20 protein-coding genes are annotated in these 26,666 nt (G+C 72.9%); 9 read left to right on the top strand and 11 right to left on the bottom strand.

Features of this window, described 5'->3' with window-relative positions:
• Window positions 1-18 precede the first annotated feature (18 nt).
• A complete protein-coding gene (locus ACGF5O_RS20625; RefSeq protein WP_393811294.1) occupies window positions 19-2,418 on the top strand; it encodes a cation-translocating P-type ATPase in 2,400 nt (799 codons plus the stop codon).
• Window positions 2,419-2,533: 115 nt separating this feature from the next.
• On the opposite strand, the gene ACGF5O_RS20620 is transcribed toward ACGF5O_RS20625, so the two are convergent.
• The 4 genes from ACGF5O_RS20620 to ACGF5O_RS20605 form a co-directional block, all read right to left on the bottom strand.
• Entirely contained in the window at window positions 2,534-3,319 is a 786-nt protein-coding gene (locus ACGF5O_RS20620; protein ID WP_393811293.1) for a hypothetical protein, read from the bottom strand.
• Between the two features lie 172 nt (window positions 3,320-3,491).
• A complete protein-coding gene (locus tag ACGF5O_RS20615; protein ID WP_393811292.1) occupies window positions 3,492-4,418 on the bottom strand; it encodes a hypothetical protein in 927 nt (308 codons plus the stop codon).
• 109 nt (window positions 4,419-4,527) lie between these two features.
• A complete protein-coding gene (locus tag ACGF5O_RS20610; protein ID WP_393811291.1) occupies window positions 4,528-7,674 on the bottom strand; it encodes a sacsin N-terminal ATP-binding-like domain-containing protein in 3,147 nt (1,048 codons plus the stop codon).
• 166 nt (window positions 7,675-7,840) lie between these two features.
• Window positions 7,841-8,767, bottom strand: a complete 927-nt coding sequence (locus tag ACGF5O_RS20605; protein WP_393811290.1) for a DUF3027 domain-containing protein — start codon at window positions 8,765-8,767, stop codon at window positions 7,841-7,843.
• Window positions 8,768-9,343: 576 nt separating this feature from the next.
• Between ACGF5O_RS20605 and ACGF5O_RS20600 the strand changes: the two genes are divergently transcribed.
• The 4 genes from ACGF5O_RS20600 (at window position 9,344) to ACGF5O_RS20585 (ending at window position 12,792) form a co-directional block, all read left to right on the top strand.
• Entirely contained in the window at window positions 9,344-10,687 is a 1,344-nt protein-coding gene (locus ACGF5O_RS20600; RefSeq protein ID WP_393811289.1) for an MFS transporter, read from the top strand.
• Between the two features lie 62 nt (window positions 10,688-10,749).
• Entirely contained in the window at window positions 10,750-11,223 is a 474-nt protein-coding gene (locus ACGF5O_RS20595) for a DUF2771 domain-containing protein (RefSeq protein ID WP_393811288.1), read from the top strand.
• A complete protein-coding gene (locus tag ACGF5O_RS20590; RefSeq protein WP_393811287.1) occupies window positions 11,193-11,951 on the top strand; it encodes a futalosine hydrolase in 759 nt (252 codons plus the stop codon). Before ACGF5O_RS20595 ends, ACGF5O_RS20590 begins: the two co-directional genes overlap by 31 nt.
• On the top strand, window positions 11,938-12,792 hold the full coding sequence (locus ACGF5O_RS20585; RefSeq protein WP_393811286.1) for a 1,4-dihydroxy-6-naphthoate synthase: 855 nt from the start codon (window positions 11,938-11,940) through the stop codon (window positions 12,790-12,792). Before ACGF5O_RS20590 ends, ACGF5O_RS20585 begins: the two co-directional genes overlap by 14 nt.
• 51 nt (window positions 12,793-12,843) lie before the next feature.
• On the opposite strand, the gene ACGF5O_RS20580 is transcribed toward ACGF5O_RS20585, so the two are convergent.
• Complete coding sequence (locus tag ACGF5O_RS20580) at window positions 12,844-13,227, bottom strand: cold-shock protein (protein WP_089101875.1); 384 nt, start codon at window positions 13,225-13,227, stop codon at window positions 12,844-12,846.
• 188 nt (window positions 13,228-13,415) lie between these two features.
• Between ACGF5O_RS20580 and ACGF5O_RS20575 the strand changes: the two genes are divergently transcribed.
• Window positions 13,416-13,670, top strand: coding sequence for a hypothetical protein (locus ACGF5O_RS20575; protein WP_393811285.1), 255 nt, complete (start codon window positions 13,416-13,418; stop codon window positions 13,668-13,670).
• Here ACGF5O_RS20575 and ACGF5O_RS20570 read toward each other — a convergent pair.
• From ACGF5O_RS20570 to ACGF5O_RS20560, 3 genes are all read right to left on the bottom strand, one after another.
• Window positions 13,643-14,290, bottom strand: coding sequence for an HAD family hydrolase (locus ACGF5O_RS20570; protein WP_393811284.1), 648 nt, complete (start codon window positions 14,288-14,290; stop codon window positions 13,643-13,645). The two genes, ACGF5O_RS20575 and ACGF5O_RS20570, sit on opposite strands and share 28 nt — an antisense overlap.
• Before the next feature lie 314 nt (window positions 14,291-14,604).
• The gene (locus tag ACGF5O_RS20565; protein ID WP_393811283.1) at window positions 14,605-15,528 is read right to left on the bottom strand and encodes a hypothetical protein; all 924 of its coding nucleotides are present in this window, start codon (window positions 15,526-15,528) and stop codon (window positions 14,605-14,607) included.
• Between the two features lie 70 nt (window positions 15,529-15,598).
• On the bottom strand, window positions 15,599-17,236 hold the full coding sequence (locus tag ACGF5O_RS20560; RefSeq protein WP_393811282.1) for a PstS family phosphate ABC transporter substrate-binding protein: 1,638 nt from the start codon (window positions 17,234-17,236) through the stop codon (window positions 15,599-15,601).
• A gap of 237 nt (window positions 17,237-17,473) precedes the next feature.
• On the opposite strand from ACGF5O_RS20560, the gene ACGF5O_RS20555 reads away from it, so the two are divergent.
• Window positions 17,474-20,032, top strand: a complete 2,559-nt coding sequence (locus tag ACGF5O_RS20555) for a helicase-associated domain-containing protein (protein ID WP_393811281.1) — start codon at window positions 17,474-17,476, stop codon at window positions 20,030-20,032.
• A gap of 307 nt (window positions 20,033-20,339) precedes the next feature.
• On the opposite strand, the gene ACGF5O_RS20550 is transcribed toward ACGF5O_RS20555, so the two are convergent.
• The gene (locus ACGF5O_RS20550; RefSeq protein ID WP_393811280.1) at window positions 20,340-20,882 is read right to left on the bottom strand and encodes a hypothetical protein; all 543 of its coding nucleotides are present in this window, start codon (window positions 20,880-20,882) and stop codon (window positions 20,340-20,342) included.
• Between the two features lie 200 nt (window positions 20,883-21,082).
• Here ACGF5O_RS20550 and ACGF5O_RS20545 point away from each other — a divergent pair, with 200 nt between their 5' ends.
• Window positions 21,083-22,726 carry a DNA repair helicase XPB gene (locus ACGF5O_RS20545; protein ID WP_384035735.1) on the top strand — a complete coding sequence of 548 codons (1,644 nt, stop codon included), beginning with the start codon at window positions 21,083-21,085 and terminating at the stop codon, window positions 22,724-22,726.
• Here the strand turns inward: ACGF5O_RS20545 and ACGF5O_RS20540 are convergent.
• Both ACGF5O_RS20540 and ACGF5O_RS20535 read right to left on the bottom strand, forming a co-directional pair.
• Window positions 22,684-23,964: a glycosyltransferase 87 family protein gene (locus ACGF5O_RS20540; protein ID WP_393811279.1), complete on the bottom strand. Its 1,281-nt coding sequence runs from the start codon at window positions 23,962-23,964 to the stop codon at window positions 22,684-22,686. The two genes, ACGF5O_RS20545 and ACGF5O_RS20540, sit on opposite strands and share 43 nt — an antisense overlap.
• Before the next feature lie 18 nt (window positions 23,965-23,982).
• Window positions 23,983-24,168 (bottom strand): hypothetical protein, encoded by a 186-nt coding sequence (locus ACGF5O_RS20535; RefSeq protein ID WP_351957006.1) that lies wholly within the window; start codon window positions 24,166-24,168, stop codon window positions 23,983-23,985.
• A gap of 409 nt (window positions 24,169-24,577) precedes the next feature.
• Between ACGF5O_RS20535 and ACGF5O_RS20530 the strand changes: the two genes are divergently transcribed.
• Window positions 24,578-26,656 carry a HelD family protein gene (locus ACGF5O_RS20530; protein ID WP_393811278.1) on the top strand — a complete coding sequence of 693 codons (2,079 nt, stop codon included), beginning with the start codon at window positions 24,578-24,580 and terminating at the stop codon, window positions 26,654-26,656.
• Window positions 26,657-26,666 lie beyond the last annotated feature (10 nt).

The raw sequence follows: 26,666 nt of genomic DNA, 5'->3' as shown, positions 1-26,666 counted from the left end.
GCACGTACCGTCGAATGCATGCAGCACATCGACGCGGGCGCCGAGCTCGACCCTGTGCATCCCGTACCGTTGCCGGCGCCCGTGCGGCCGACCGGCCTGACAGCCGCCGAGGTCGCGGAGCGGATCGCGCGCGGCGAGGTGAACGACGTACCGGTACGCAGCAGCCGCTCGTTCGGCGAGATCGTGCGCGCGAACGTCTTCACCCGGTTCAACGCCATCATCGGCGTGCTGTGGCTGATCATGCTGGTCGTCGCGCCGATCCAGGACAGCCTCTTCGGCTTCGTGATCCTCGCCAACACGGGCATCGGCATCGTGCAGGAGTGGCGGGCGAAGAAGACCCTGGACTCGCTCGCGGTGATAGGGGAGTCACGGCCGACGGTGCGCCGGGACGGGGCCGCCGTCGAAGTGGGTACGAACGAGATCGTGCTCGGCGACCTGATCGAGATCGGGCCCGGCGACAAGATCGTCGTGGACGGGGTGTGCGCCGAGGCCGACGGCCTGGAGATCGACGAGTCGCTGCTCACCGGTGAGGCCGACCCGGTCGTCAAACGCCCCGGCGACCAGGTGATGTCGGGCTCCTTCGTGGTGGCCGGCGGCGGCGCCTTCGCGGCGACGAAGGTCGGCCGGGAGGCGTACGCGGCCCAGCTCGCCGAGGAGGCGTCCAGGTTCACGCTCGTCCACTCCGAGCTGCGCTCCGGTATCTCGACCATCCTCAAGTACGTGACCTGGATGATGGTCCCGGCCGCGATCGGCCTGGTCGCCACCCAGCTCGTGGTCAAGAACAACGGCCTCAAGGACGCCGTCGCCCGTACCGTCGGCGGCATCGTCCCCATGGTCCCCGAGGGGCTCGTGCTCCTCACCTCCGTCGCCTTCGCGATCGGCGTGATCCGGCTGGGCCGCCAGCAGTGCCTGGTCCAGGAGCTCCCCGCGATCGAGGGCCTCGCCCGGATCGACACCGTCTGCCTCGACAAGACCGGAACCCTCACCGAGGGCGGCATGGACGTCACCGAGCTGCGGGCGCTGGACGGGGTCGACGAGACGTACGTACGCAAGGTGCTGGGCTCGCTCGGCGAGTCCGACCCGCGCCCCAACGCCTCCCTCCAGGCGATCATCGACGCCTACCCGGACAGCGAGGACTGGCGGTGCGTGGAGTCGCTGCCCTTCTCCTCCGCCCGCAAGTACAGCGGGGCGACCTTCAGCGAGGGCGACGGGGAGCTGAGCACCTGGCTGCTGGGGGCGCCGGACGTGCTGCTCGGCGCCGACGACCCGGCACTGGCCGAAACCGTACGCCTCAACGAGCAGGGGCTGCGGGTGCTGCTGCTCGCCCGCGCCGGCCGGGACCTCGACGACCCGGAGGTGGCCCGGGGCGCCGACGCCACCGCGCTGGTGGTCCTGGAGCAGCGGCTCCGCCCGGACGCCGCCGACACCCTCCGCTACTTCGCCGACCAGGACGTCCGGGCCAAGGTCATCTCCGGCGACAACGCGGTGTCGGTGGGCGCGGTGGCCGCCAAGCTCGGCCTCAGCGGTACGACGGTGGACGCGCGCCGGCTGCCGGCCGAGCCGGACGGGATGGCCGAGGCCCTGGACGCCGGCACCGTCTTCGGACGGGTCACCCCGCAGCAGAAGCGGGACATGGTGGGGGCGTTGCAGTCGCGCGGGCACACGGTCGCGATGACCGGCGACGGCGTGAACGACGTACTCGCCCTCAAGGACGCCGACATCGGGGTCTCGATGGGCTCGGGCTCGGAGGCGACCCGGGCGGTGGCCCAGATCGTGCTGCTCAACAACAGCTTCGCCACGCTGCCCTCGGTGGTGGCCGAGGGGCGGCGGGTGATCGGCAACATCACCCGGGTCGCCACGCTGTTCCTGGTCAAGACGGTGTACTCGGTGCTGCTCGCGGTGCTGGTGGTCTGCTGGCAGGTCGAGTACCCGTTCCTGCCGAGGCACCTGACGCTTCTGTCGACCCTGACGATCGGCATCCCGGCCTTCTTCCTCGCCCTGGCGCCGAACAAGGAACGGGCCCAGCCGCACTTCGTCCGGCGGGTGATGCGGTACTCGATCCCGGGCGGTGTGGTGGCCGGCGTCGCGACCTTCGTGATGTACCTGATCGCCCGCCACTACTACACGGGGACGGGGTCCCTGGACGCCGAGACCAGTGCGGCGACACTCACGCTGTTCCTGATCTCGATGTGGGTGCTGGCGATCATCGCGCGGCCGTACACCTGGTGGCGTGTCGCCCTGGTGGCGTCGATGGGCGTGGCCTTCGTGTTCGTGCTCGCCGTGCCGGCGCTGCAGAGCTTCTTCGCGTTGAAGCTGGTGGGGGTGGCGATGCCGTGGACTGCCGTCGGCTTGGCCGTGGTGGGGTCGGCTGTGCTGGAGTTTCTCTGGAAGTGGGTGGAGCGGAAGTACCCGGTGTGATGCGGTTGTGGGGAACTGCGCGGGCCCGGTGGGGGCTGGGCGCGCCCACGCGGCGGTAGCCACATGTCGACCCAGCCCCGCGCCCCTTACGGGGCGCTGCCCCTAGGGGCGCTCACTACTGCACGTCGACGTAGTCGCCCGTGGCGCTGACCGCCGGGCTCGTGGTGGAGCCCGCGAAGGAGTAGCGGTAGTAGCCGTCGACCGTCGCGGTGGTCGTCGTCTTCAGGGCGCCCGTGGAGGAGGCCTTGATGGTCTTCAGGGTGGTGTAGGTGGTGGAGCTCTTCTTGCGGAACTGGAGCTTCACCGACTGGCTGCCGTAGGCGCCGTACTTGTGGGTGTCCCAGTTGGCGCGGGTCAGGGAGCCGGTGACCGTGACGGTCTTGCCCTTCTTGACCGGCTCGGGGGCGGCGTTCACCGTCAGCTTGTCGGCGCGCAGGATCTTGGTGGTGCCCAGGCCGCCGACCCAGTTCAGGTTGTCGTCCTTGTCGGCGGCGACGGCGCCGAGGGTCCAGGAGCCCGCCTCGGCGTTGTCCAGGTCCGAGTCCCCGCCGACCGTGAAGACGAGCGTGTCCTTGCAGTTGAGAACGGTCGAGGACGCGGCGGTGCAGGTGCCCGCGTCGTCGCTGCCGAAGAGGTCGCTCGGCGCCGTGACGGAGCTGCCGCGGTAGATGATCGGGACGGTGGCGAAGTCGCTCGCGGGCAGGCTCGCCGCGTGGGTCACGGTGTACGTGACCGAGAAGGACGCCTTGGTCGTGCCGACGACCATGCTGCTGCCCTTGTTGACCTTCATGTTGGAGAAGGTGACGTCCGGCGTGCCGCCGGCGGCGTGCGCCGCCGGGGCGACGAACGCGGAGAGGGCCAGGGCGCCGGAGACGGCGGCCACAGTGGCACGAATGCGCATGGATTCCCCAGTGGGAACAGTGGGCGCGAGGCCCAAGTGATCAGGGAGTCTGTTGACTCGGGTGATCAGATCCATGAGGGGTGAGCGAGGTTGTACGCGCGAGACGTAATCCGGTCAGATTTTGTTTCTTTTGCGACCGGATTACGTCTCCTTGGGGTTACTCCCGGTGCCGCTACTTCACGTCGACGTAGTCACCCGTCGCGTTGACCGCCGGGGTCGTGGAGGTGCCGACGAAGGAGAAGCGGTAGTAGCCGTCCACCGTCGCCTTGGTCGTCGTCTTCAGGGTGCCGGTCGAGGACGACTTGATGCCCTTGACGTTGGTGTAGGTGGTGCTGCCCTTCTTGCGGAACTGCAGCCGCACGGACTGGCCGGCGTAGCCGTGGTACTTGCCGTCGTCCCAGTTGGCCCGGGACAGCTTGCCGGTCACCGTGAGGGTCTTGCCCTTCTTCACCGGCTCCGGGGCGGCGTTCACCGTCAGCTTCGACAGGCGCTGGAGCCTGGTGGTGGCCAGCTTGTCCTGCTCGGTGTAGCCGATCTTGCTCCAGTCGTCGCCGGTCGGGTCCTGGCCGTTGAGGGCGATGGCGAAGCCGAACGCCTTCCAGGTGGTGGCGTCGGCGTTGGAGAGCTGCTCGTCCGCGTAGACGTCGATGGTGCCCTTGCAGCTGGCGGTGGTGGCCGAGGTGTCCGTGCAGGTCGGCCAGTCGACGCCGAACAGCTCGTTCGTGGGGTCGTCGGGAGAGCCGCGGTAGATCTCGACGTCCATCAGGAAGTCGTCGGCGTGGATGTCGACGTCCGCCCCGTGCGTCACCGTGTACGTGACCGGGAACGTCCCGTGGGTGGTGGTGCCCGCGACGAGCGGCTTGCCCTTGTTGACCGTGACCGCGGAGAAGGTCAGGTCCAGCGGGTAGGGGTCGCCGGCGTCGTCCGCGGTCGACGCGGTGTACGCCGAGCGGCCGGTGGTGGCCTGGTGCTCCTGGACGAGCTTCGCCAGGCCGGCCGGGCTGTACGAGGTACCGCCGGCGGCCAGCGCGGCCGGCACGGCGAGGGCGGAGAGGGCCAGGGCGCCCGCGAGGGACGCCCCGAAGACTCGTGTACGCATGAGTTCCCCACGTTGAGTTGATCAGCGAGTCTCGCTGACTCGCTGATCAGACTCCGGGGACGGAGGGACGGTTGTACGAATCTTTGAACTTGTGTGCGATCTGTGAAGCTCAGTCGAACCAGCGGTCCCGGGCCAGCTCCTCCGTCCGGGACGGGTCCTCCAGGAGGGCCGCCACCTCGAAGCGGCGCGGCCACTGGCCCGCGGCCCAGGCGAGGCCGGCGGCCACGCCCTCCAGGGTCGCGGCGTGCAGGACGCCGTCACCGGTGAGGCGCCAGTCGATCTCGACGCCGTCGACCACCAGCTCCTCGTGTTCGACGTACGTCCGCGGGGTGCGCGGGCCGAGCAGGACGTGTACCGGATCCGGGACGTCGTGCTCCGCGCCCTCCGAGTCGACCGAACCCGTCACCGACTCGCTCAGCCGCCGTACCTGGAACAGCTCGGCCAGCTCGGCGGCGCGCGCGGGGCGTACGGGCAGCAGCGGGAAGCCGTTCGTGAACGGCAGCAGGTCCGGGGAGTCGACCACCACCGCGTCCGCCGCGTCCACCACCTCCACCCGGCCGTCGATCACCGCGCGCAGCTCGTCGGGCAGGGTGACCTGCTCGGGGTCCAGGTCGGCCAACGCCCCGTACAGGGCGTGCAGTTGGCCGGAGGTCACCGGGCGGTCCGGGTCGGCCAGCCGGACCAGGAGTTCGGCGGCGCCGCCGGGCTCGTCCAGGAGGGTGGCCACCGACGTCCTTACGCCCAGCGCCCGCAGCACCTGCTCGTCCTCGAAACCGGTCGCGTCGGCCTCCTCGTAGAGGCCGCGCAGCAGCGGGTCGCCGCCCGCGGCCAGCAGGCCGGCGGGGCGGCGGCCGTCCAGCACCGGGTGCCCGCGCAGCCACCAGGCGGTGTACGGCCGTACCACCTCGTGCGTGCCGTCGGGCAGCAGGATGCGGACCGGCTGGGTGAGGGCGTCGCGCAACGGCGGCTGGGCGAGCAGGGCGAGCGCCTCGGGCCAGTGGTCCTCGTCGACGAGGTCGAGGTCGCGGACGGCGATCAGCTCGGTGGCGACCGGCGGCACGGGCGAGTCCGGGAAGCGGTCGAGGATGTCCTCGCACCACACGTCGACGGCGTCGAGCAGACCCGCATCGTCGGGTTCGGCGAAGTCGCCCTCGCGCGGCTCCAGTTCGTCCGGGTCGAGGACCACGTCCGTGGCGCGGACGAGCGCGAAGTTCGCGAGGACGCCACAGGCGGCCAGCGGCTGTTCGCCCCACTTCTCGGCCAGTTCGGCGTCCACCGCGGCCAGTTCGTCCGCCCGGATGATCCGCGCGAACGCGCTGCCGGGGAGCACCAGTTCGCCCGCCGGAGCCAGCTCGCCGTCCTCGTCGGGCAGGGCCAGCGCGCCCAGCCACGGTTCGTCACCGGGTTCGAGACCGGCGTCCCGCACCAGGGCGAGCACGGCGTCCGCCAGCTCCTCGGCGTCCGGCGCGTCCTCCTCCCAGTTCACGCCCCCCTCGTCGTCCAGCGAGGCCGCCACCGCGGCCCGCACCTGCGGGGTGGTGAGGACCGCGCGGGGACTCGCGGGCAGGGCGCCGAGCTTCTCCAGGAGCGGGTGGGCGGCGTCCTGGTGGGCGACCTTGAGACCGAGCCGGGCGAGCACCTCGGGGTCGATGGCGGTCGCGTCCGGGGTGGGGAGCAGAACCTGCCGGGGACCGATGGTGGTCCTGCCGTCCGCCAAGGGCACCGGCAGCCCGGAGAGCCGCTCCGGGTCGACGCCCGCGAGGCTGTCGTAGAGCCGCCACCACCAGTCCGGGTCCTTCTCCAGACCCGCCAGCCGGTCGACGGCGTCGGCGAGCGGGAGCCGGGCGACGGACAACGTGCGCAGTTCCACGCGGCGTTCGAGACCGGCGGGCAGGAGGGTGGGCAGCACCTCGGCGAGGACGCGGACGGTCTCCGCGCCCGCGCCCTCCACGATCTCGGCGTCGCGCGGCCGCAGTGCCTCCGGAAGGCCGGGGTCCTCGGAGTCGTCCGGGCCGTGAAGGCCGTCGGGCTCGATGGCGGGCGGCAGGAACGCGGTGCGCGGCAGCCGCTCCAGGACCGCCTGGCGCAGGGCGCCGTCCAGTTCGCCCTTGCCGAGCGGGCCGGGCACCAGGTGGATGATGCCCTCCCCCACCGGCCGCCAGTCGGCGAGGAGTTCGGCGTACGCGTCGGCCGCGCGCTGCACCAGGAAGTCGGTGAGCGGGCCTGGGGCGGTGTGCCGGCGGGTGGTGTCGAGCGGGAAGGACGCGATGAGCAGGGCGGGCACGCCGAGCGGCTCGTCGCTGGGGGTGGGCGCGTGCACGACGGCGGCGGTGCGCGGCCGGTCCGGGGCGCCCTGACCGTCGGTGGGCACCGCCCAGGTCAGCGACCAGTGCGGGCGCAGCCGCTCCTCGACCGGCCGGTCGGCGAGCAGGTCCGGGGTGAGCGGGCCGTGTGCGGAGACGGTACGCCAGCGGGTCGTGCCGTGCGCCGAGTCCGCTACGACCGTGTGGACGCCGTCGGTGCTGCGGCGCAGGGTGCGGGACGGCTGGTCGCCGTTCTCGATCACGACCTCCTCCAGACCCGGCAGGGCGAGCAGCAGGGCGTCGTCGACGGCGTCGAGGAGGCGCTCGGCGAGGTCGGTGGCCGCGGTGTCCCGCAGGGGCAGGATCACGACGGTGTCGTACGGGTCGGGAGCGGTGCCCTCGGCGGCGAACGGGAGCCGGAGCAGGGGGACATGGCCGTCGCGGCGGCGGATCTCGTCGCCGAGGCCGGAGCTCTGGGCCGCGGTCTCCTCGGCCAGTTCCCGGGCCTCGGCCAGGGACCAGCGGACCCCGCCGTGCCGTCCGACGACCGCGGGCTCGTCGGTGACGGCCAGCACGGCGGCGAACCCGACGCCGAACCGCCCGACCGCGCCCTCGTCGTCCCCCCGCTTCGCGGAGGCGCGCAGGGTGGAGAGGGACTCGGCACCGGCCGCGTCCAGCGGGGCGCCGGTGTTGGCGGCGAACAGGACGCCGTCGCGGAGGGTGAGGCGGAAGCGGCCGGCGACGCCGGCCCGAGCCGCCGCGTCAGCCGCGTTCTGCGCGAGCTCCACGACGAGCCGGTCCCGGTAGCCGCCGAGGACCAGGTCCTCCTCGGCGTTGGCGTCCTCACGGAAACGGGCGGGGCTGGTGGCCCAGGCGTCGAGGACACCGCGGCGCAGGCGGGCGGTGCCGAAGGGATCGGCACCCTCGGCGGCGGGCCGCACGAACTTGCTCACGTTCACTCTCCAAGTCGACGTGAGGACGAAGGTACCGCGCGGCGGGGCTCCGCCCGTCCGCCCGCCCGGCTCGCCCGTACCGGCGGCGGGACCAGCCTGCCGGGGCGCAGGTGACGCGGTCCGGGCGGGCAGGCCCCGGTTCTCCGGCTTACGAGGTGTCGGCCCGTTACGAGTGCCCCAGCTCCGCCGACGTCTCGTCCTCCGTCGTCGGTACCGAACCGGAGTCGGAGGCGGGGCGGAGGGGGAAGGGGTCGACCCTTGTCTCGTCGATGACCGGCGGGGCCGGCTGGGGGGGCTTCGGCATGACGGCGGCCTCGGAGTGGCCGCCGCAGCCGTAGGAGAGGGAGACGATCCGGCCGTCGGCCGGGGAGAACTCGTTGGCGCAGACGCCGAAGGCCTGGCCGAGGGAGCCGCCGATGGGGCTGAGGAAGCCGCAGCTCACGCAGGTCGCGGGGGCCGCCTGGGCCATGGGGGTCTTGGCGCCGTACGCCTCCTCCCAGCGGTCGGCGGCGATGTGCAGGCCGTAGCGGGACAGGACCCGGGCGCGGCGCATGCCGAGTTCCTCGGCGACCGAGGCGATCGTGCCGCGGGAGGGGACCGTGGGGAGGTGTGCGGGGGTGCCCGCGGTGACGTCGGCGTCCTCCGCCTCCGCCAGCTCCTCCATCTCCTCCGAGATCGGGGAGTTCGGCTCCGGTCCGTCCTCGCCGGTGTAGCCCGGCTCCAGGCGGAGGTCCTCGGCCTCGGTGGGCAGCAGGTCGCCGGGGCCCATGTCACCCGGGCGCAGCCGCTCGCTCCACGGCACCCACTCGGGGGCGAGGAGGGCGTCGGGGCCGGGGAGGAGGACCACCTCGTCCAGGGTGACGACCTTGGCGCGGGAGGCGCGGGCCACCGTCACCGCCCAGCGCCAGCCGCGGTATCCCAGTTCCTTGCACTCGAAGAAGTGGGTGACCACGCGATCGCCCTCGGCCACCGCGCCGGAGTGCTCGCCGACCACCCCTGGTGCGGCGGCCTCCTCGGCTGCTCCACGGGCGAGGTCGACGGCCTCGGCGCACAGACGGTCGGGGGTGCGGCTTCGCGTTGTCGCTGCGCTCACAGGTATCGCTTCTCTCCTACGCCGTCTCACGAGTGCGGTTGCCTCCGGCGGTGGGGCGGACGGAGCGGACCTGTGGGCCGCATCGACGTCCGCGTCCGATCGCGCTCGGGCGCACCTATGCCATCCATTCTGCTTTATGGCTGAGATACGCACGCTACCCCGTCGTCGGTGGATGGGGACAGTCCGGCGTGCGAGCGGGGAGGAGGAGAGCCGACGGGGGTGGGGCGCGGGCCGGTTTCGGGGTGGGTGCGGGGGAGGTGTTCTGAAGGCGCCGGGGGGTTTTCGGGGTGGTGGCGGGTTGTGGGGTGTGTGCGGGTGGGTGGGGGTTGCTCGCGCAGTTCCCCGCGCCCCTGAAAACTTGGCCGCGGGCAGGCGTGCCGCAGGGCGGCACGGGTGGGCGCGGCGGCACCCGGCAAGCGCCGGTGAGCGCCCCACCCCCGGCCCACCCCACGGCACCCCCACGACTCGCTTGGCCACAAAGTGCACTAGGGGCTGCACTCTCAGGGCACTATGAAGCACGTGGCAACCGCGAGGTCACCCCAACGGGCTGTAGGGGTCGGTGGCGGTGCGGGCCGGATGCGCGGTGCCGTCCGCTCGGTCGGGCGTGCCCTGCATCTTCCGGTGACCGGTACCGCCCGCGGCATCCGCAAGGCCACCCACGCGCACGGCGCCGGCGAGTCGGGGCTGGGGAAGCTGATCGAGCTGCACGCGGTCAACGGCGCGGGGGACGTGATGATCACCGTCGCGCTCGCCTCCACCGTGTTCTTCTCCGTGCCCACCGACGAGGCCCGGGGCCGCGTCGCGCTCTACCTCGCCATCACGATGGCGCCCTTCACCGTCCTCGCCCCGGTCATCGGCCCCCTCCTCGACCGGCTGCCGCACGGCCGCCGCGCCGCTATGGCGGGTGCGATGCTCGCCCGGGCGCTGCTCGCGCTGATCATCGCGGGCGCGGTGGCCGGCGGCGGCCTTGAGCTGTATCCGGCCGCGCTCGGGGTGCTGGTCGCGTCGAAGGCGTACGGCGTGGTGCGAAGTGCCGTCGTGCCCAGACTCCTGCCGCCCCGGTTCTCTCTGGTGAAGGCCAACTCGCGGGTCACCCTGGCCGGGCTGCTCGCCACCGGGGTCGCCGCCCCGGTCGGGGCCGGGCTGCACGCGATCGGCGACCCGTGGCCGCTCTACGGCGCCTTCGTGATCTTCGTAGCGGGAACCTTTCTCTCCTTCTCGCTGCCGCCGAAGGTCGACTCCGCCAAGGGTGAGGACGTGGCGCTGCTCGCCGCCGACGAGGAGCATCTGCACGGCCCGCTGCGGAAGGGGGCGAAGCGGCCGGGGCTGCGGACGGTCGGGCCGGCCGTCACCCACGCCCTCGGCGCCAACGCCGCCCTGCGCTGCCTCTCCGGCTTCCTGATCTTCTTCCTGGCGTTCCTGCTCCGCGAGCACCCGCTGACCGGCGAGAGCGCCGCCGTGTCGCTCGGGATAGTCGGGGTCGCGGCGGGCGTCGGCAACGCGCTCGGCACGGCGATGGGGTCGTGGCTGCGCTCCCGGGCGCCGGAGATCATCATCGTGGCGGCGGTGGCCCTGGTGCTGGGCACGGCGATCGTCGCGGCGCTGTTCTTCGGCGCCTTCCTGGTGGCGGTGCTGGCGGCGGTGGCCGGTTTCGGGCAGGCGCTGGCCAAGCTGTCCCTGGACGCGCTGATCCAGCGGGACGTGCCGGAACTGGTGCGCACGTCCGCGTTCGCCCGCTCGGAGACGCTGCTCCAGGTGGCCTGGGTGTTCGGCGGCGCGGTGGGCATCGTGATGCCGCTGAACGGCACCCTGGGGCTTGTGGTGGCCGCCGTGATCGTGGCGGCCGGCTGGCTGGCCACCCTGCGCGGCCTGCTCAGCTCCGCCCGGCACGGCACCCGTACCCGCCCGCGAGTGGCGTAACGAACCGGGCACGCCGTACCCCACATGGGGAGACGGCCCGGAGCGCCCGATAGCCTTCGGCCATGACCACGCTGCACTCCCGCTCGCGACGCCGCCGCGTCGTCGCCGCCGCCGGCGCCGTTTCCGCCGGACTGCTCGTCCTGTCTGCCTGTGACAAGCCGACGCCGATCGCCACGATCACCGTCGGCACGAACTCGGTCAACTCCGAGGCCACCTGCTACAACGACGGCAAGGCCCTGGACACCGAATCCCTCACGAAGTGCCTGAAGGACACCGGGATCAAGTCCATCAAGGTGGACCCGGACGACACGGTCCGCTTCGGTGTCGACCCGAAGATCGCGGACAACGGCTGGACGATCCTGATGAACGGTCAGGCGCTCACCGAGTCCAGCACCAAGACCTACCGCACCATCCCGGGCAGCGTGTTCTTCAACGCCCAGTACGGCGCCTCCGGCAACTCGACGCTCGTCTCCATCAAGGAGGGCGACAAGTCGGTGCTGGGCCTGTGGTCCTTCAAGCTCAAGAAGGACGCCTGACCACGTCCGCCGCGCGGATCCTCGTAGCCACCGCGGTCCCGGCCGAACGGGACGCGGTGGCCCGGGCGTTCCCCGACGGCAGGGCGGAGGAGGTACGGCTGCCCGGCTCGGCCGCGCTGCTGCGCACCTCCGGCGGGTACGACCTGCTCGCCGCCGGGGTCGGTCCGGCCCTCGCCGCAGCCGGCACCGCGACCGCCCTCACCGCCGCCGCCCTCGACGGCCGCCCCTACGCGCTGGTCGTCTCCGCCGGGATCGCCGGCGGTTTCCAGCCGGAGGCCCCGGTCGGCTCCCTGGTCGTCGCCGACGAGATCACCGCGGCCGACCTGGGCGCCGAGACGGCCGACGGATTCCTGCCGGTCACCGAACTGGGCTTCGGAACCGTCAGCCATCGTCCACAAAATTCACTCGTACGAGTGATGGCGCAGGCCACCGGAGCCCGCCCCGGAGCGGTACTCACCGTCTCCACCGTGACCGGCACCGCCGCCCGCGCCGCCGCACTGCGGACCCGGCACCCGGGCGCCCTCGCCGAGGCCATGGAGGGCTTCGGCGTCGCCGAGGCGGCCGTCGCGCACGGCGTGCCCGTGCTGGAGCTGCGCGCGGTCTCCAACCCCGTCGGCCCCCGCGACCGTGCCGCCTGGCGCATCGGCGACGCCCTGGCCGCCCTGACCGAGGCCTTCGGGAAGCTCGTGCCCGCCCTGGAGAGTTGGAACCCACATGACCACCGCTGACTCCTTGCGGATCGCGTACTCGCCCTGCCCGAACGACACCTTCGTCTTCGACGCCCTCGCCCACGGCCGGATCCCGGACGCGCCCGCGCTCGACGTGACCTTCGCGGACATCGACATCACCAACGGCATGGCCGAGCGCGGCGAGTCGGACGCGCTGAAGGTGTCGTACGCCGTGCTGCCGTACGTCCTCGACGAGTACGCGCTGCTGCCCTGCGGGGGCGCGCTGGGGCGGGGCTGCGGGCCGCTGGTGCTGACGCGGGAGGCGGGGGCCGACCTGACCGGCCGTACCGTCGCCGTACCGAGCGAGAAGTCGACCGCGTACCTGCTGTTCCGGCTCTGGGCCGCGGACACGCTGACGGACGGCGGCGTCGGCGAGATCGTGGTCATGCCCTTCCACGAGATCATGCCGGCCGTGCGGGACGGAAAGGTCGACGCGGGGCTGGTCATCCACGAGGCGCGCTTCACGTACCAGAACTACGGCCTGCACAAACTCGCCGACATGGGCGAGCACTGGGAGAACACGACAGGCCTGCCGATCCCGCTGGGCGCGATCATCGCGAAGCGCTCGCTGGGCGCCGCGGCGCTCACCCGGCTCGCCGACTCGATCCGCGCCTCCGTCCACGCGGCCTGGGACGATCCCGAGGTCTCCCGGCCGTACGTCATGGCGCACGCCCAGGAGATGGACCCGGCCGTCGCCGACCAGCACATCGGGCTCTACGTCAACGAGTTCACCTCGGAACTCGGCGAGGACGGTTACGCGGCGGTGCGCGGACTGCTCACCCGCGCGGCTGCCGAGGGACTCGTCCCGCCCCTCGGCCCGCACGCACTCGATTTCCCCTGAAAAAACGCACGGGACTTACCCGCTTCCGAGAGGCATATGCCTCTCGGACGGCTACACGTCCAGCTGGTCCGCGACCGCGCGCAGCAGCCCGGCGATCTTCGATCCGGCGGCCTTGTCCGGGTAACGGCCGCGTTCCAGCATCGGCGTGATGTTTTCGAGCAGGGTCGTCAGGTCCTGCACGATCGAGGCCAGCTCGTCCGGTTTCTTGCGCTGGGCGGCGGCGACCGACGGGGTGGGGTCGAGCAGGACCACGGACAGCGCCTGGTCACCGCGCTGACCGGCGACGACGCCGAACTCCACGCGCTGGCCCGGCTTGAGTGCGTCGACCCCGTCGGGGAGAACCGAGGAATGGACGAAGACGTCACCGCCGTCGTCGCGGGAGAGAAAGCCGAAGCCCTTCTCGCTGTTGAACCACTTGACCTTGCCGGTAGGCACGTCTGTCCTCGTCCTCGTATCTCGTCGGAAACTGCTCGGAAAACTTCTGAATGCAACAGCTCTGGAACGGGCCTTGATAGCACTCGGGCGGGTCGACCACGACCCGCCGGTACCAAGGCTAATGGTCTTCGGGCGCGTGACAAGACGTCGCCCGGTTGTTCCTTCGGGCAGGGAACTACCCTGGTCGAGTGCGTGACAAAACCCAAGCGAATTCCGCCGGGCCCGGTGACCGACTGGTCCGAGCCGGAGCCGTGGTCTTCTTCCTCGGTACGGTGGCCACACTCGTCACCGTGATACCGCTGTTCCTCGGTGCGAAGCCTTTTCCGACCTACATGTACCTGCTGAGCATGCTCATGGGCGTCGGCTTCCTGGTCGCGGCCGCCGGAGTGCTCCAGTCGGTCGCGGCCGGACGCCGTCAGGCGCGGGAGGCGTCCTCCCGGTAGCCGGCCAGCCATGCGGGCAGCTCGGTGAGGTCGGCGAGCACCACGTCGGCGCCGGCCGCGCGCAGCTCCTCGGCGTCACAGGGCCCGGTGGCCACCGCCACCGACAGGGCTCCCGCCGTGCGTGCCCCGCGTACGTCCCCGACGTGGTCGCCGACGTACGCGCCCGCGGCGTGCTCGCGCAGCGCCACCGCCTTCTGCTCGGCCCACAGGTCGCCGACGACCGCGTCCGGGACTATGCCGAGGTGGCGGAGGTGCAGCTTCGCGTTGGGCTCGTACTTCGCGGTGACCACCACGCTCTTCCCGCCGGCCTCCCGCACCGCCGCGATCGCCTCCCGCGCGCCCGGCATGGCGGGCGTCGCGGCGATGGCGATCTCCGGGTACATCGCCCGGTACAGATCACTCACCTCCGCGATCCGCTCGGCCGGGAACCAGTGCACCAACTCCTCGGCGAGCGGCGGCCCCAGCCGGGTCACCGCCAGATCGGCATCGATGTACGTCCCGGTCCGCTCGGCGAGCGCCAGGTAGGTCGCGTGGATGCCGGGCCGGGAGTCGATGAGCGTCATGTCGAGATCGAAGCCGACGGTGCCGAGGGGGAGGGGGCGAGGAGTCATATGCGCCATTGTGCAGGGTGGGGGGTGGCCGGAGGTGGGGGCCGGGGTGGGCTGGAGGCGCTCGCGTGGGTGGGGGCCGGGGCCGGGAGCCGGGGTGGGCTGGAGGCGCTCGCGTGGGTGGGGGCCGGGGCCGGGGTGGGGACGCTCACCGGCGCTTGCCGGGTGCCGCCGCGCCCACCCGTGCCGCCCTGCGGCACGCCTGCCCGCAGCTGGGTAGCTGTGAAGTGCCCCGTAAGGGGCGCGGGGAACTGCGCGGGCGACCCCCGCGTACCCGCAGCCGCCCGACAACCGACCGGCCCTCCCCCTGCCGCGTCGGCCCTCCCCTACCGCGTTCTCTGGGACCGCCAGACCACGAAAACGGCCGAGGCCAGCGCAGCGCCTCGTACCACCCACGGCCAGGTCTCGCCCACCGCGCCGCTCATCTGCCCCTGGGCGATCGGCGCGCCCCAGCGCCCCGCGCTGCGCCCCCACAGCCACACCAGCCCGGCCGCGACGGACAGCCCCGGTACCCACATCACCGCCAGCTTGGTCTCCGCGGGGGTGAGCCGCCGGGAACCGTAGGCGATGGCCCAGCCGAGGACGAGCGCGAACCAGTTGCCGAGGACCGCGCCGACCACGAGCGCGGCGGCGGCGAGCAGGAGGAGAGGGTTGCTCCAGCCGACCGCGGGGCGTGGGACCACGCGGATCCGGCGGCACCCGGTCGGCGCGGCCTCCTCCACCACGGGGGCCGCCTCCGGCTTGCCCGGCTCCTCCTCCGCCGGCTCCGGCTTCCGCAGCCGCGGCCTGCTGAGCAGCTCCGGGATCTCCACCCCGCCGACGAACCCCGGCACCCCGTCGCCGTCCCCGAAGGGGCTGCTGTCCACCCTCCACCAGTCCGGCGGAGGGGCCGCCCCGTCGTCCGGCTCCGCGGGCCGCGGACGCGGTAGGACGCGCCGCGGTTTCTCGCCCGGCGCCGCAGGCTCCGCGTCGCGTTGGACGGGGACCGCGCCCGACGGCGGCTGCGGCGGACCGGCCGCCGTCGTACCGCCCGCCGCCTCGACGACCTCGTCGGGCGTGCCCAGCCGGTCCAGGATGCGCCGTACCGCGGCCGGGCTGTCGACGGTCGCCTTCGCCCGCTGCCGGTCGATGTCGTTGCGCAGCCCGGAGACCAGCCGCATCCGCTCGGCGGACGACAACTGGCGCTGGTGCGCGATGTCCCCGACCCGGCTCAGATACTCGTAGACGACCTGGTCGCTCTCGATACCCACGAAGTCCCCTCCGGGGCCGGTGCGTTGTCTTGGCTTACCCCGTCGGAACGACGGTAGCGCAGGCCACGGCTCATGTCGGCCTGCACACCAGCGGGTAGCGGGTCTCGGAGCAGGGCCGGTTCCCGTACTCGCGCAGGATGTCCTTGCCGCCCTGGTCGGTGAGGTAGCGCAGGAAGGCGGCGGCGATGGAGCCGGCGGGCGGTTCGCCGTAGGTGTAGGCGTACTCGGTCTGCCAGTACGGGTACGTGCCCTGTTCGACGCCTTCGAGGGTGGGCGGCATGCCGCCGACGTCCAGCTTGACGAGGTTGCCGGCCGGCACGCTGCTGACCTCGCTGTAGCCGAGGCCGCCGCGGTCGGCGCTCACGGCGTCCAGCAGGCTGTCGGTGGTGTTGACCTCGCAGACGCCGTACTTGTCCGTGCCGAGCGCCGCGCAGTCGTTGACGTCGGCCTCGGGTACCGACCTGCCCGCGAGGACGCGCTGTTCGAGGGCGTTGCGGGTGCCGGAGCCGCGGTGGCGGTTGATGAGGTGGACGGGGACGTCGTGGCCGCCGACCTGGGACCAGTTCCTGACCTTGCCGGCGTAGATGTCGCGGATCTGCTGGAGGGAGAGGTTGTGGACGTCGGCGGCGTCGTTCACGACGAGGGTGAACAGGGAGTAGACGACCGGCCGGGGCAGCAGCTGGGCGTGGTTGCCCTCGGCCGGGCCGTCGGTGAAGGTGATGTGGTCGCCGAGTCCCGCGTCGCCCTTGATCCCGGCGGCCTTGCCGGCCTGCTGGAGCGTGGTGAGGCCGTCGGTGCTGCTCTGGAAGGTGCCGTCGTCGATGGGGATGTCCGCCCCCTTGGCCGCGCACAGCTTCGTGTACTGCCTGGCCGCCGCCGTCACCGCGGGCGCGAACGCGGTCGAGCCCGACAGGTGCAGGGTGCCGCCGACGCAGTCCAGCGGGGCGGGCTTGGCGGGGAAGAACAGGGTGAGGCTCGCCTGGACGAGGACCGCCGCCGCCAGCAGGGCCAGCCCGCCCACGGCCGGCCGGGAGGCGAAGGTGTGGCTCTCGGTGTGGGCCAGCTTCAGCCGGGCCAGCCAGCGGACCCAGGCGAAGGAGTGGTCCATGCCCCCGGTCACCGCGGCCTGGAAATCCGGCGGCGGGAAGGGCGTGTGCGCACTGCCGCCGCCCCGCTCCAGCACCGCCAGGATCTTGTAGTGGGCGCCGGGGTTGAGCGTCACCTTGGGCAGCCTGATGACGCCGAAGCCGACGCCGTCGCGGTCCTCCCAGTCCTTTCCGAAGCCCTCGGTCTCCCGGGTCCTGCCCTCGCGGGTGGTGACGAAGAAGTGCCGGAAGGCGGGATCGCTGAGTTCGGTCACCGCCATGCCGACGACCCGGCGGTCCCGGAACAGCACCCGGATGCCGGTCTTGTCGTCGGGCGGGGTCAGGTAGTCACCGGGGACGATCTCCCGCCAGCCGGCGTTCTCGATCCGCACCAGCACGAACGAGGGTTCCAGCAGCTCGTGGCCGTCGTCCCGCATCCGCGCCAGCACGTCGGCGCTGGGCGCGTGCGCGGTGTCCGTGGCCAGGGTGTCCATCTGGAGGCGGTAGCCGAGCCGTTTGCGGCGGATGACGACGAACTCCCAGAAGAACGCCAGCACCGGGATCACGACACTGAAGATCGCGACGACGTTGTTGAAGTTGAGTTCGACGCCGAGCGTTCGCACGACCGCATCCCCCGAATCGTCGTGTCCCACCGCGTAGTTGACATCGCGCGGTTGCCAGGGAGCCCAGGGTGACGACCGGGTGCCGAGCGTTGCCAGAGGTGCCGCGATCCTCCCGCTGAAATTCATTCGCCGGACATCTCCGCAACGTTCTGTTCGCCCGGTGGCTGCCCCTTACACAGGAACGGCCGCGGGACGGGTGATCCCGGTGCCCGCCCCGCACCCGCTACCGTGGGTCGGATGAGCAACCCGGCCACCCCGCCGCGTTCCCTCGCGGAGGCGCTTCGGGCCAGGGACGACGCCTCCCTGGCCGCACTGCTGCGTGCCCGCCCCGACCTCATCACCCCCGTGCCCACCGACCTGACCCAGCTGGCCACCCGGGCCGGCACCCGCGCCTCGGTGCTGCGCGCGCTGGAACGGCTGGACCGCTTCGCCCTGCAGAGCGCGGAGGCGCTGGCGGTGGCCGGCGACCCGGCGTCGTACCAGGAGCTGCTCGGCCTGATGGCCGGGGACGGCGGGGACCCGGCGGTCGCCGGTGAGCTGCCGCGGGCCGTCGCCGCGCTCCGCGACCAGGCGCTGCTGTGGGGCGACGACGACCGGCTACGGCTGGTGCGGACCGCACGCGAGGTGCTCGCCCCGTCCCCGCAGCACCCGTCGCCGACCGGTCTCGGCCCGAGCGTGCGGGAGGCCACCTCGGGGATGTCGCCGGGCCGGATCCAGGAGATCGTGGCCGCCGCCGGGCTGCCCTCCACGCACGACTCGGTCTCCGCGGTGGACGCGCTCACCAAGCTGTTCGGGCACCGCAGGAAGATGGCGAAGCTGCTCGCCGCGGCGCCCGCCGAGTCCCGCGAGGTCCTCTCCCGGCTGGTCTGGGGGCCGCCGTACGGGCAGATCACGCCCGAGCCGGCCGCCCACCTGCGCTGGCTCCTCGACCGCGGCCTGCTGCTGCCGACCGCGCCCGGCACCGTGGTGCTGCCCCGCGAGGTCGCCCTGCACCTGCGCGAGGGCCGCGCGCACCGCGCACCGGAGCCCGTGCCGCCGGCCGTCGAGCCCGCCGCCGTCCACCGTCCACAGGTTGTGGACGCGACCGCGGCCGGGCAGGCGTACACCACCCTCGCGACCGTCGAGGAGCTGCTGAAGGACTGGGACGAGGGCGGTCCCGCGGTGCTGCGGGCCGGCGGGCTGAGCGTCCGGGACCTCAAGCGGACGGCCGTCGCCCTGGACCTGCCCGAGCCGGTCGCCGCGTTCTGGGTCGAGCTGGCCTACGCGGCCGGGCTGCTCGCCTCCGACGGCGAGGCCGACGAACGCTTCGCGGCCACCCCCGCCTACGACGAGTGGCTGGAGCGGCCGCCCGCCGAACGCTGGGCCCAGCTCGCCGAGGCCTGGCTGACCGCGACCCGTACCTCCGGCCTGGTCGGCGGCCGGGACGCCAAGGACCGCGCCCTGTCCGCGCTCGGCCCCGGCCTCGACCGCTCCGCCGCGCCCGAGGTACGGCACCGGGTGCTGACCCTCCTCGCCGCGCTCCCGGAGGGCACCTCGCCGACCGCCGACTCGGTGCTGGGCCGGCTGCGCTGGGAACGCCCGCTGCGCGGCCCCCAGCAGCACGGCGACGACCTGCGCACCCGGCTGGCCCGCTGGACCCTGTCCGAGGCCGAGCTGCTGGGCGTGACGGGACGCGGGGCGCTGTCGGCGCACGGCCGCGCGCTCCTCGGCGCACCGGCCGCCGAGAGGACATCCGGGAAGACATCCGAGAAGACGCCCGAGCAGGCGGCGGAACCGTCCGGTCCGGGCGACAAGCTCCCGGTGCACCGGCACCACCTCTCCCCCGTCCTCGAACCCCTCTCCCCGCCCGAGCAGGCCGTCGCCACCGCCACCGCCGGCCGGCTGCTCACCCCGCTGCTGCCCGAGCCCCTCGACCACGTCCTGCTCCAGGCCGACCTGACCGCGGTCGCCCCGGGCCCGCTGCGCCGCCCGCTCGCCGACGCGCTGGGCGTCCTCGCCGACGTCGAGTCGAAGGGCGGCGCCACGGTCTACCGCTTCACGCCCGCCTCCGTCCGGCGCGCCCTGGACGCCGGCCAGGCCGCAGCCGACCTGCACGCCTTCCTCGCCACGCACTCCCGCACGCCGGTGCCGCAGCCGCTCGCGTACCTGATCGACGACGTGGCCCGCCGGCACGGGCACCTGCGGGTGGGCGCGGCCTCGGCGTACGTCCGCTGCGACGACGACACCGTCCTCAACGAGATCATGGCCGACAAGCGGGCGTCGGGGCTGCGGCTGCGCCGGCTGGCCCCGACGGTGCTCGCCACGCAGGCCGATCCGGCGGCGCTCCTGGAGGGTCTGCGCGCGATGGGCTACGCGCCGGCCGCCGAGTCCGCCGAGGGCGACGTGCTGATCACCCGCGCCCACGCGCACCGCACCCCGCCGCGCACCGCACCCGAGCCGGTGCCGGACGGGCCGCCGCCACCGGACTCCACGCTCCTCGCGGCGGCGATCCGCGCGATCCGTGCGGGTGACCTCGCGGCCACCGCCCCGCGCAAGGCGGCGGGCGCCGCCGTCAAGGGGGGCGAGCTCCCGCGCACCACCGCCGCCGAGACCCTCGCCACGATGCAGGCCGCCGTCCTCACCGGCGACACGCTCTGGATCGGCTACGTCAACGCCGAGGGCACCGCCAGCCAGCGGGTCATCGCCCCGATCCGGGTGGAGGGCGGATTCGTCACGGCGTACGACCACACGGCGGACGAGGTCCGCACCTATCCGTTGCACCGGGTGACGGGTGTGGCCGAGCTCGCGGAGGACTGAACCGCTCCGCTGGAAACGCCGCGATGTGCCGTCGTTCGGCCGCGGCGCCGTCGTGGCCGGTCGCGCAGTTCCCCGCGCCCCCTTCGGGGCCCCTCACCCCCGGGTCGGCAGTCCCGGACCGGTGCGTCAGAGGGCTGGCCACGGCGGCGGCGTGGCCGGTCGCGTAGTTCCCCGCGCCCCCTTCGGGGCGCCTCGCCCTCGGGTCGGCAGTCGCGGACCGGTGCGTCAGAGGGCTGGCCACGGCGGCGGCGTGGGTGGTCGCGCAGTTTCCCGTGCCTCGTTCGGGGCGGGGTGTCGTGCTGTGGGGCTAGCAGTTCCGTATCGGGGTGCCGGGCGGGAGGCCGAAGTGGGTGCGGGCCGCGGTCTGGAGGTCGGTGGACGTCATTCCCTTGTCGAGGTGGGACGTCGCGTAGTGGCTGAAGTGGTGTTCCTCCCACTCGGCGCCGTCCTCGTCCGGCGCCTGTTCCTCGGAGACGACGCGATAGCCACCGTCGGACGGGTTCCTCTCCAGCCGCACCACCTCCGGTATCTCCGCACCGGTGCACAGCACCAGGGCGCCCGCGCGCTCCCCGTACTCCTCGCACAGCGTGTTGACGCCGGCCCGCACCCGGCCCCCGCTCTCCTCCAGGTCCAGCGCCTCCGCCCGGCAGAACCACCGCGACCTGAGAGCAGGCTCGCTCTCGCCGGCCCCGGTCCCCGCGGACTGCGTCACCAGCCGCGCCTCGATCGCGGGACGCACCTGGGCCCACAGCCCGGCGTCCACCGCGCTCGACCCGCGTGCCCACACCCCGGTCGCCACCAGTATCGCCACGGCCCCCGCGCCGGTACTCCAGATGCGTACGGACGTCACCCCAGCCTCCCCACCGAGCCGCGGTCATCCGCGTCTCCCTGGGACATGACACCCGAAACGGGCCCAAGGTTGCACAGGACGATCAGATGCCCTCCTCGAACGGCGAAGGTGATCGCCCGCCCATGAGGCACACTGGAACTTTGGCCCGTGACGACGGCCGCATGAACGGCCTCATGGGCCGAAGGGAAAGGGTGCCGCGCGTGAATGGTCCGTTGATCGTCCAGTCCGACAAGACCCTGCTCCTCGAGGTCGACCACGAGCGGGCCGACGACTGCCGCCGGGCGATCGCGCCCTTCGCCGAGCTGGAGCGGGCGCCGGAGCACATCCACACCTACCGGGTGACCCCGCTGGGGCTGTGGAACGCGCGGGCGGCCGGGCACGACGCCGAGCAGGTCGTGGACGCGCTGGTCGAGTACAGCCGCTACCCGGTGCCGCACGCCCTGCTGGTCGACATCGCCGAGACGATGGACCGGTACGGGCGGCTGACGCTCAGCAAGCACCCGGCGCACGGGCTGGTGCTCACCACCACCGACCGGCCCGTCCTGGAGGAGATCCTGCGCTCCAAGCGGATCATCCCGCTGGTCGGCGCCCGGATCGACCCCGACACCGTCGCCGTGCACCCCTCCGAGCGCGGGCAGATCAAGCAGACCCTGCTGAAGCTGGGCTGGCCCGCCGAGGACCTCGCCGGGTACGTCGACGGGGAGGCGCACCCGATCGAGCTCGCCGAGGACGGCTGGGCGCTGCGGCCGTACCAGAAGCAGGCCGTGGAGAACTTCTGGCACGGCGGCAGCGGTGTCGTGGTGCTGCCCTGCGGGGCCGGGAAGACGCTGGTCGGGGCCGGGTCCATGGCGCAGGCGAAGTCGACCACGCTGATCCTGGTCACGAACACCGTCTCCGCGCGGCAGTGGAAGCACGAGCTGGTGAAGCGGACCAGTCTCACCGAGGACGAGATCGGGGAGTACAGCGGGACACGGAAGGAGATCCGGCCCGTCACGATCGCCACGTACCAGGTGCTCACGACCCGGCGGAAGGGCGTCTACCCGCACCTGGAGCTCTTCGACTCCCGGGACTGGGGTCTGATCGTCTACGACGAGGTCCATCTGCTGCCGGCTCCCGTCTTCAAGTTCACCGCCGACCTGCAGGCGCGCCGGCGGCTGGGGCTGACGGCCACCCTCGTGCGCGAGGACGGCCGGGAATCGGACGTGTTCTCCCTCATCGGGCCCAAGCGCTTCGACGCCCCCTGGAAGGAGATCGAGGCGCAGGGCTACATCGCGCCCGCCGACTGCGTGGAGGTGCGGGTGAACCTGACGGACTCGGAGCGGCTGGCCTACGCCACCGCCGAGACCGAGGAGAAGTACCGCTTCTGTGCGACCACCGCGACCAAGCGGAAGGTCACGGAGGCGATCGTGAAGCGCTTCGCGGGCCAGCAGATCCTCGTCATCGGCCAGTACATCGACCAGCTCGACGAACTGGGCGAGCACCTGAACGCCCCCGTCATCAAGGGCGAGACCTCCAACGCCCAGCGCGAGAAGCTCTTCGACGCCTTCCGCGAGGGCGAGATCAGCGTGCTGGTCGTCTCGAAGGTCGCCAACTTCTCCATCGACCTGCCGGAGGCGACGGTCGCCATCCAGGTCTCGGGCACCTTCGGGTCCCGCCAGGAGGAGGCACAGCGGCTGGGACGGGTGCTGCGCCCCAAGGCCGACGGCCACCAGGCCCACTTCTACTCGGTCGTCGCCCGCGACACCATCGACCAGGACTTCGCCGCCCACCGGCAGCGGTTCCTGGCCGAGCAGGGGTACGCCTACCGGATCATGGACGCGGACGAGCTGCTGGCCGAGGACTGAGAGCCCTCCGGCAGCGCGTCCGGCAGCGCGGCGCCCGGGCCGCCGGACGGGGTGCCGCTCCGCCTTCGCCTGTGCCCTCGCCGGGCCGCGACGGCGCCTGCCAGCAGCGCCGGCCCCAGCAGCGGGTACGGCGACGCGCACAGCTGCTCCCACGCCGGCAGGTGCAGGTCCCGGTCGCCCGCGTGGGGCACCAGCCACATCGTGCGGGCCGTGAAGACCAGCGCCGCCGTGGCCGCGAGGAGGGTCCGGCCCTCGGCCAGCAGGAGCGCCAGCAGCGGCACGCACCACACCCAGTGGTGGGACCAGCTGATCGGGCAGACCAGCAGGGCCGTGAACGCGGTGAGCAGGACGCCCCAGCGGTCGGAGCCGTGCACCCGGTGAGCGCGGACGGCCAGCCACAGGCCCGCCGCCGCCACCACCGCCGCCGGGAGCGCCCAGGCCAGGCCCGGTGCCGCCGTGCCCGTCGCTCTCGCCACCAGGCCCTGGAGCGACTGGTTGTCGACGATCCAGGCCTTGCCGACCCGGCCGGTCTCGAACAGGCGCCGCGTCCAGAAGTCCATGCTGGCCGCCGGGAGGAGCAGGGCACCGAACAAGGCCGTGCCGGCGAAGGACGCCGTCGCGGTGGCCGCCTCCTTTCTGCGCGCGGTGAGGAACAGGTAGGCGATGAAGATCGCCGGGGTGAGCTTGACGCCCGCCGCGATGCCCAGGGCCAGGCCCTTGGCGCGGGCGCCGGACGGGCGGGTGAGGTCCCACAGGACCAGGCCGGTGATCGCCAGGTTGACCTGACCGAAGAGGAGCGTCTGGAAGACCGGCTCCAGCCAGAGCGCGAGTGCGGTCGCCGCACACAGCAGCGGGAGGGGCGGCGGGACGGGTGCCGTGCGGCCGGCCAGGCGGGCGGAGAGGGCGACGACCCAGGCGAGCAGGAGCGCGTTGCCCGCGAGGAACAGGGCCTTCAGGGCCGGGACGGGGATCACTGTCGTCGGGACGAACAGGACCGCCGCGAAGGGCGGATACGTCGCCGGCAGCCGCCACTCGGTGACCGTGAAGCCGTACAGGTCACCGCCGTGGACCACGGCTTCGCCCTCGGCCCGGTAGACCAGCAGGTCGGCCATCGGGGCGCGGAGCAGGATGCAGAGGGCGGCGAAGGAGCAGAGGGAGACCGTCAGTAAGGAGAGGGACAGAAGCAGGGGGCGGGAGGCGGGCGGGGCAGGGGGTGACGTCACCGTCCGGTTCGGCACGGGGGTGACCCTATGCCGTTACTTGCGGCGTATGCCCGCTTCCTCGCCGTACTCACCGAGTATCGCGACGCTGAACGCGGCGCTGACGAAGACCTTGACGGCGCGCAGGGCGTCGCCCAGGCGGTGGTGGGGTTGCGGGACTCCGTCGAGGGCCGTGGCGCCCGGGGGGCGGCTGGGGGCTGGGTGGATGGTTGCTGCGCTCATGTCTCCATGGTGGAACTTCGGGTGCCGGTACGGCATCGGTCCACGGGTCCAATTTCCGGCATACCGCCGTCCACCCCCCGATGGACCCGGCCCCCCACCCTTGCCCCACCCTCCGGGTGACGCTTCCCCTAGGGGTTGCGGGACGGGTGCGGGCGAGTGGGGGCTGGTCGCGCAGTTCCTCCCCCAGCCTTCGGCCGGGGACCCCCAGCGCCCCTTGCGGGGCGCTGCCGTGCCCCGCCCTCAGGAAATCCGTTGGCGTCCCCCACCCCGACCTCATTAGAATCTCCGCTCTTGCCCGCCTCCGTCCCCCGGAGCGCCGCCGCCCGGACGGAAACCGGTCGGCAGATCGCCACCTGTGCGCCATCCACACCTGAGCGCCATCGACCCGCAGGCCTTCGGAGGCACCCCCTTGTCCACGCCCGCCCACGACCCGCTAGCGGACCCCCACCCCGACCTCCACCCCGACCCCCTCTCCCGGGAACGCTCCCACCTCGCCGAGTCCCGCGCCGCCCTGCGTGCCATGCGCGAGGACGTCGAGTCGCTGGACATCAGAGACGTCACCGCGAACTGGGTCAACGCCGAGGTCCTCGCCCGCCAGATGGAGGAGCGCGTCAAGGCGCTGGCCGACCTCAGCGACACCCCGCTGTTCTTCGGCCGCCTCGACTACCTGCACGCCCCCGGCGCCGACCAGGCGGAAGGCGCCTACGGCGAGCGTTTCTACATCGGGCGCCGGCACGTGCACGACCACGACGGCGACCCGATGGTCATCGACTGGCGGGCGCCGGTCTCGCAGCCGTTCTACCGGGCCTCCAAGAAGGACCCGATGGACATCGCGCTGCGCCGCCGCTTCGGGTACACCCGCGGCGACATCACGGCGTACGAGGACGAGCACCTCTCCGACCCCGCCGAGACGGCCCGCACCAGCAAACTGCTCCAGCAGGAGATCGAGCGCCCGCGCGTCGGCCCGATGCGCGACATCGTGGCGACGATCCAGCCCGAGCAGGACGAGATCGTGCGCAGCGGGCTCGGCGGAACGGTGTGCGTGCAGGGTGGCCCGGGGACCGGGAAGACCGCCGTCGGCCTGCACCGGGTCGCGTACCTCCTCTACGCCCACCGGGAGCGGCTCGCCCGCACCGGCACCCTGGTCATCGGGCCGAACCGGTCCTTCCTGCACTACATCGAGCAGGTGCTGCCCGCCCTGGGCGAGCTGGCCGTGCAGCAGGCGACGGTGGACGACCTGGTGGCACGCGACGTCGACATCCGCGGCACCGACGACGCCCCCGCCGCGGTCGTCAAGGGCGACGCCCGGATGGCGGAGGTCCTGCGCAGGGCCGTCTACGCGCACGTCACGCCGCCCACCGAACCGGTCGTGGTGGTGCGCGGTTCCCGGCGCTGGCGGGTCCCGGCATACGAACTGGAGGTCATCGTCCGCGAGTTGCTGGACCGGGGCATCCGGTACGGCGCTTCTCGCGAGGCCCTGCCGCAGCGCATCGCACACGCCGTGCTGGTCCAGATGGAGCGCTCGGGGGAGGCGCCCGACGACCGCGTGCAGGACTCGGTGGCGCGCAACGCTGCGGTGAAGGCGGCCGTCAAGCAGGTCTGGCCGCCGGTCGACCCGGCGAAGCTCGTGCTGCGCCTGCTCACGGACGCGGACTTCCTCGCGGAGCACGCCGCCGGGATCCTCGACGAAGAGGAGCAGAAGACGATCGTCTGGGCGAAGCCGGTGCGCAGCGTCAAGGCGGCCAGGTGGTCGGCGGCGGACGCGGTGCTGATCGACGAGACGACGGACCTCGTGCACCGCACGCACTCGCTCGGCCATGTCGTCCTGGACGAGGCGCAGGACCTCTCCCCCATGCAGTACCGCGCGGTCGGCCGGCGCTGCACCACCGGTTCGGCGACCGTCCTCGGCGACCTGGCGCAGGGCACCACGCCGTGGGCGACGCGGAGCTGGGACGAGGCGCTGGCCCACCTCGGCAAGACCGAGGGCGTGATCGAGGAGCTGACGGCGGGTTTCCGCGTCCCGACCGACGTCATCACCTACGCCTCCCGGCTCCTCCCGCACATCGCCCCGGGCCTCACCCCGGTCGCCTCGGTCCGTGAGAATCCCGGCTTCTTCGCCCTCCGCTCCGTCACGGAGACCGCGGAAGTGGTCGCGGCGTGCGAGGAGCTGCTCCGCAACGAGGGTTCGACGGGCCTGATCGCGGCGGACGCGCGCGTGCCCGAGCTCGCGGCGGCGCTGGCGGCGGCCGGCATCGGTCACCTGGCCCCCGGCGAGGAGACCACGGCCGAGACCCGTCTCACCCTGGTCCCGGCGTCGCTGGCCAAGGGCCTGGAGTACGACTACGTGGTCCTCGACGAGCCGCAGGCCGTCGTCGACGGCGAGCCGGACGAGCGCACCGGGCTGCGCCGCCTGTACGTGGCCCTCACCCGGGCGGTCTCCGGCCTGATCGTGACCCACACGGCTCCGCTGCCGCCGCAGCTGTCCTGAACCGGCCGGC

Origin of the sequence: Streptomyces sp. NPDC048291 (assembly GCF_043201715.1) — a bacterium.
In the GTDB taxonomy this organism is placed as follows: domain Bacteria; phylum Actinomycetota; class Actinomycetes; order Streptomycetales; family Streptomycetaceae; genus Streptomyces.
This window is presented reverse-complemented; position numbering and strand designations above follow the sequence as displayed.

Bases quoted from the DNA above. Each gene is read 5' to 3' on its own strand.
- ACGF5O_RS20625 (WP_393811294.1), top strand. From the start codon at position 19: ATGCAGCACATCGACGCGGGCGCCGAGCTCGACCCTGTGCATCCCGTA.
- ACGF5O_RS20620 (WP_393811293.1), bottom strand. From the start codon at position 3,319: ATGCGCATTCGTGCCACTGTGGCCGCCGTCTCCGGCGCCCTGGCCCTC.
- ACGF5O_RS20615 (WP_393811292.1), bottom strand. From the start codon at position 4,418: ATGCGTACACGAGTCTTCGGGGCGTCCCTCGCGGGCGCCCTGGCCCTC.
- ACGF5O_RS20600 (WP_393811289.1), top strand. From the start codon at position 9,344: ATGCGCGGTGCCGTCCGCTCGGTCGGGCGTGCCCTGCATCTTCCGGTG.
- ACGF5O_RS20595 (WP_393811288.1), top strand. From the start codon at position 10,750: ATGACCACGCTGCACTCCCGCTCGCGACGCCGCCGCGTCGTCGCCGCC.
- ACGF5O_RS20585 (WP_393811286.1), top strand. From the start codon at position 11,938: ATGACCACCGCTGACTCCTTGCGGATCGCGTACTCGCCCTGCCCGAAC.
- ACGF5O_RS20570 (WP_393811284.1), bottom strand. From the start codon at position 14,290: ATGGCGCATATGACTCCTCGCCCCCTCCCCCTCGGCACCGTCGGCTTC.
- ACGF5O_RS20555 (WP_393811281.1), top strand. From the start codon at position 17,474: ATGAGCAACCCGGCCACCCCGCCGCGTTCCCTCGCGGAGGCGCTTCGG.
- ACGF5O_RS20535 (WP_351957006.1), bottom strand. From the start codon at position 24,168: ATGAGCGCAGCAACCATCCACCCAGCCCCCAGCCGCCCCCCGGGCGCC.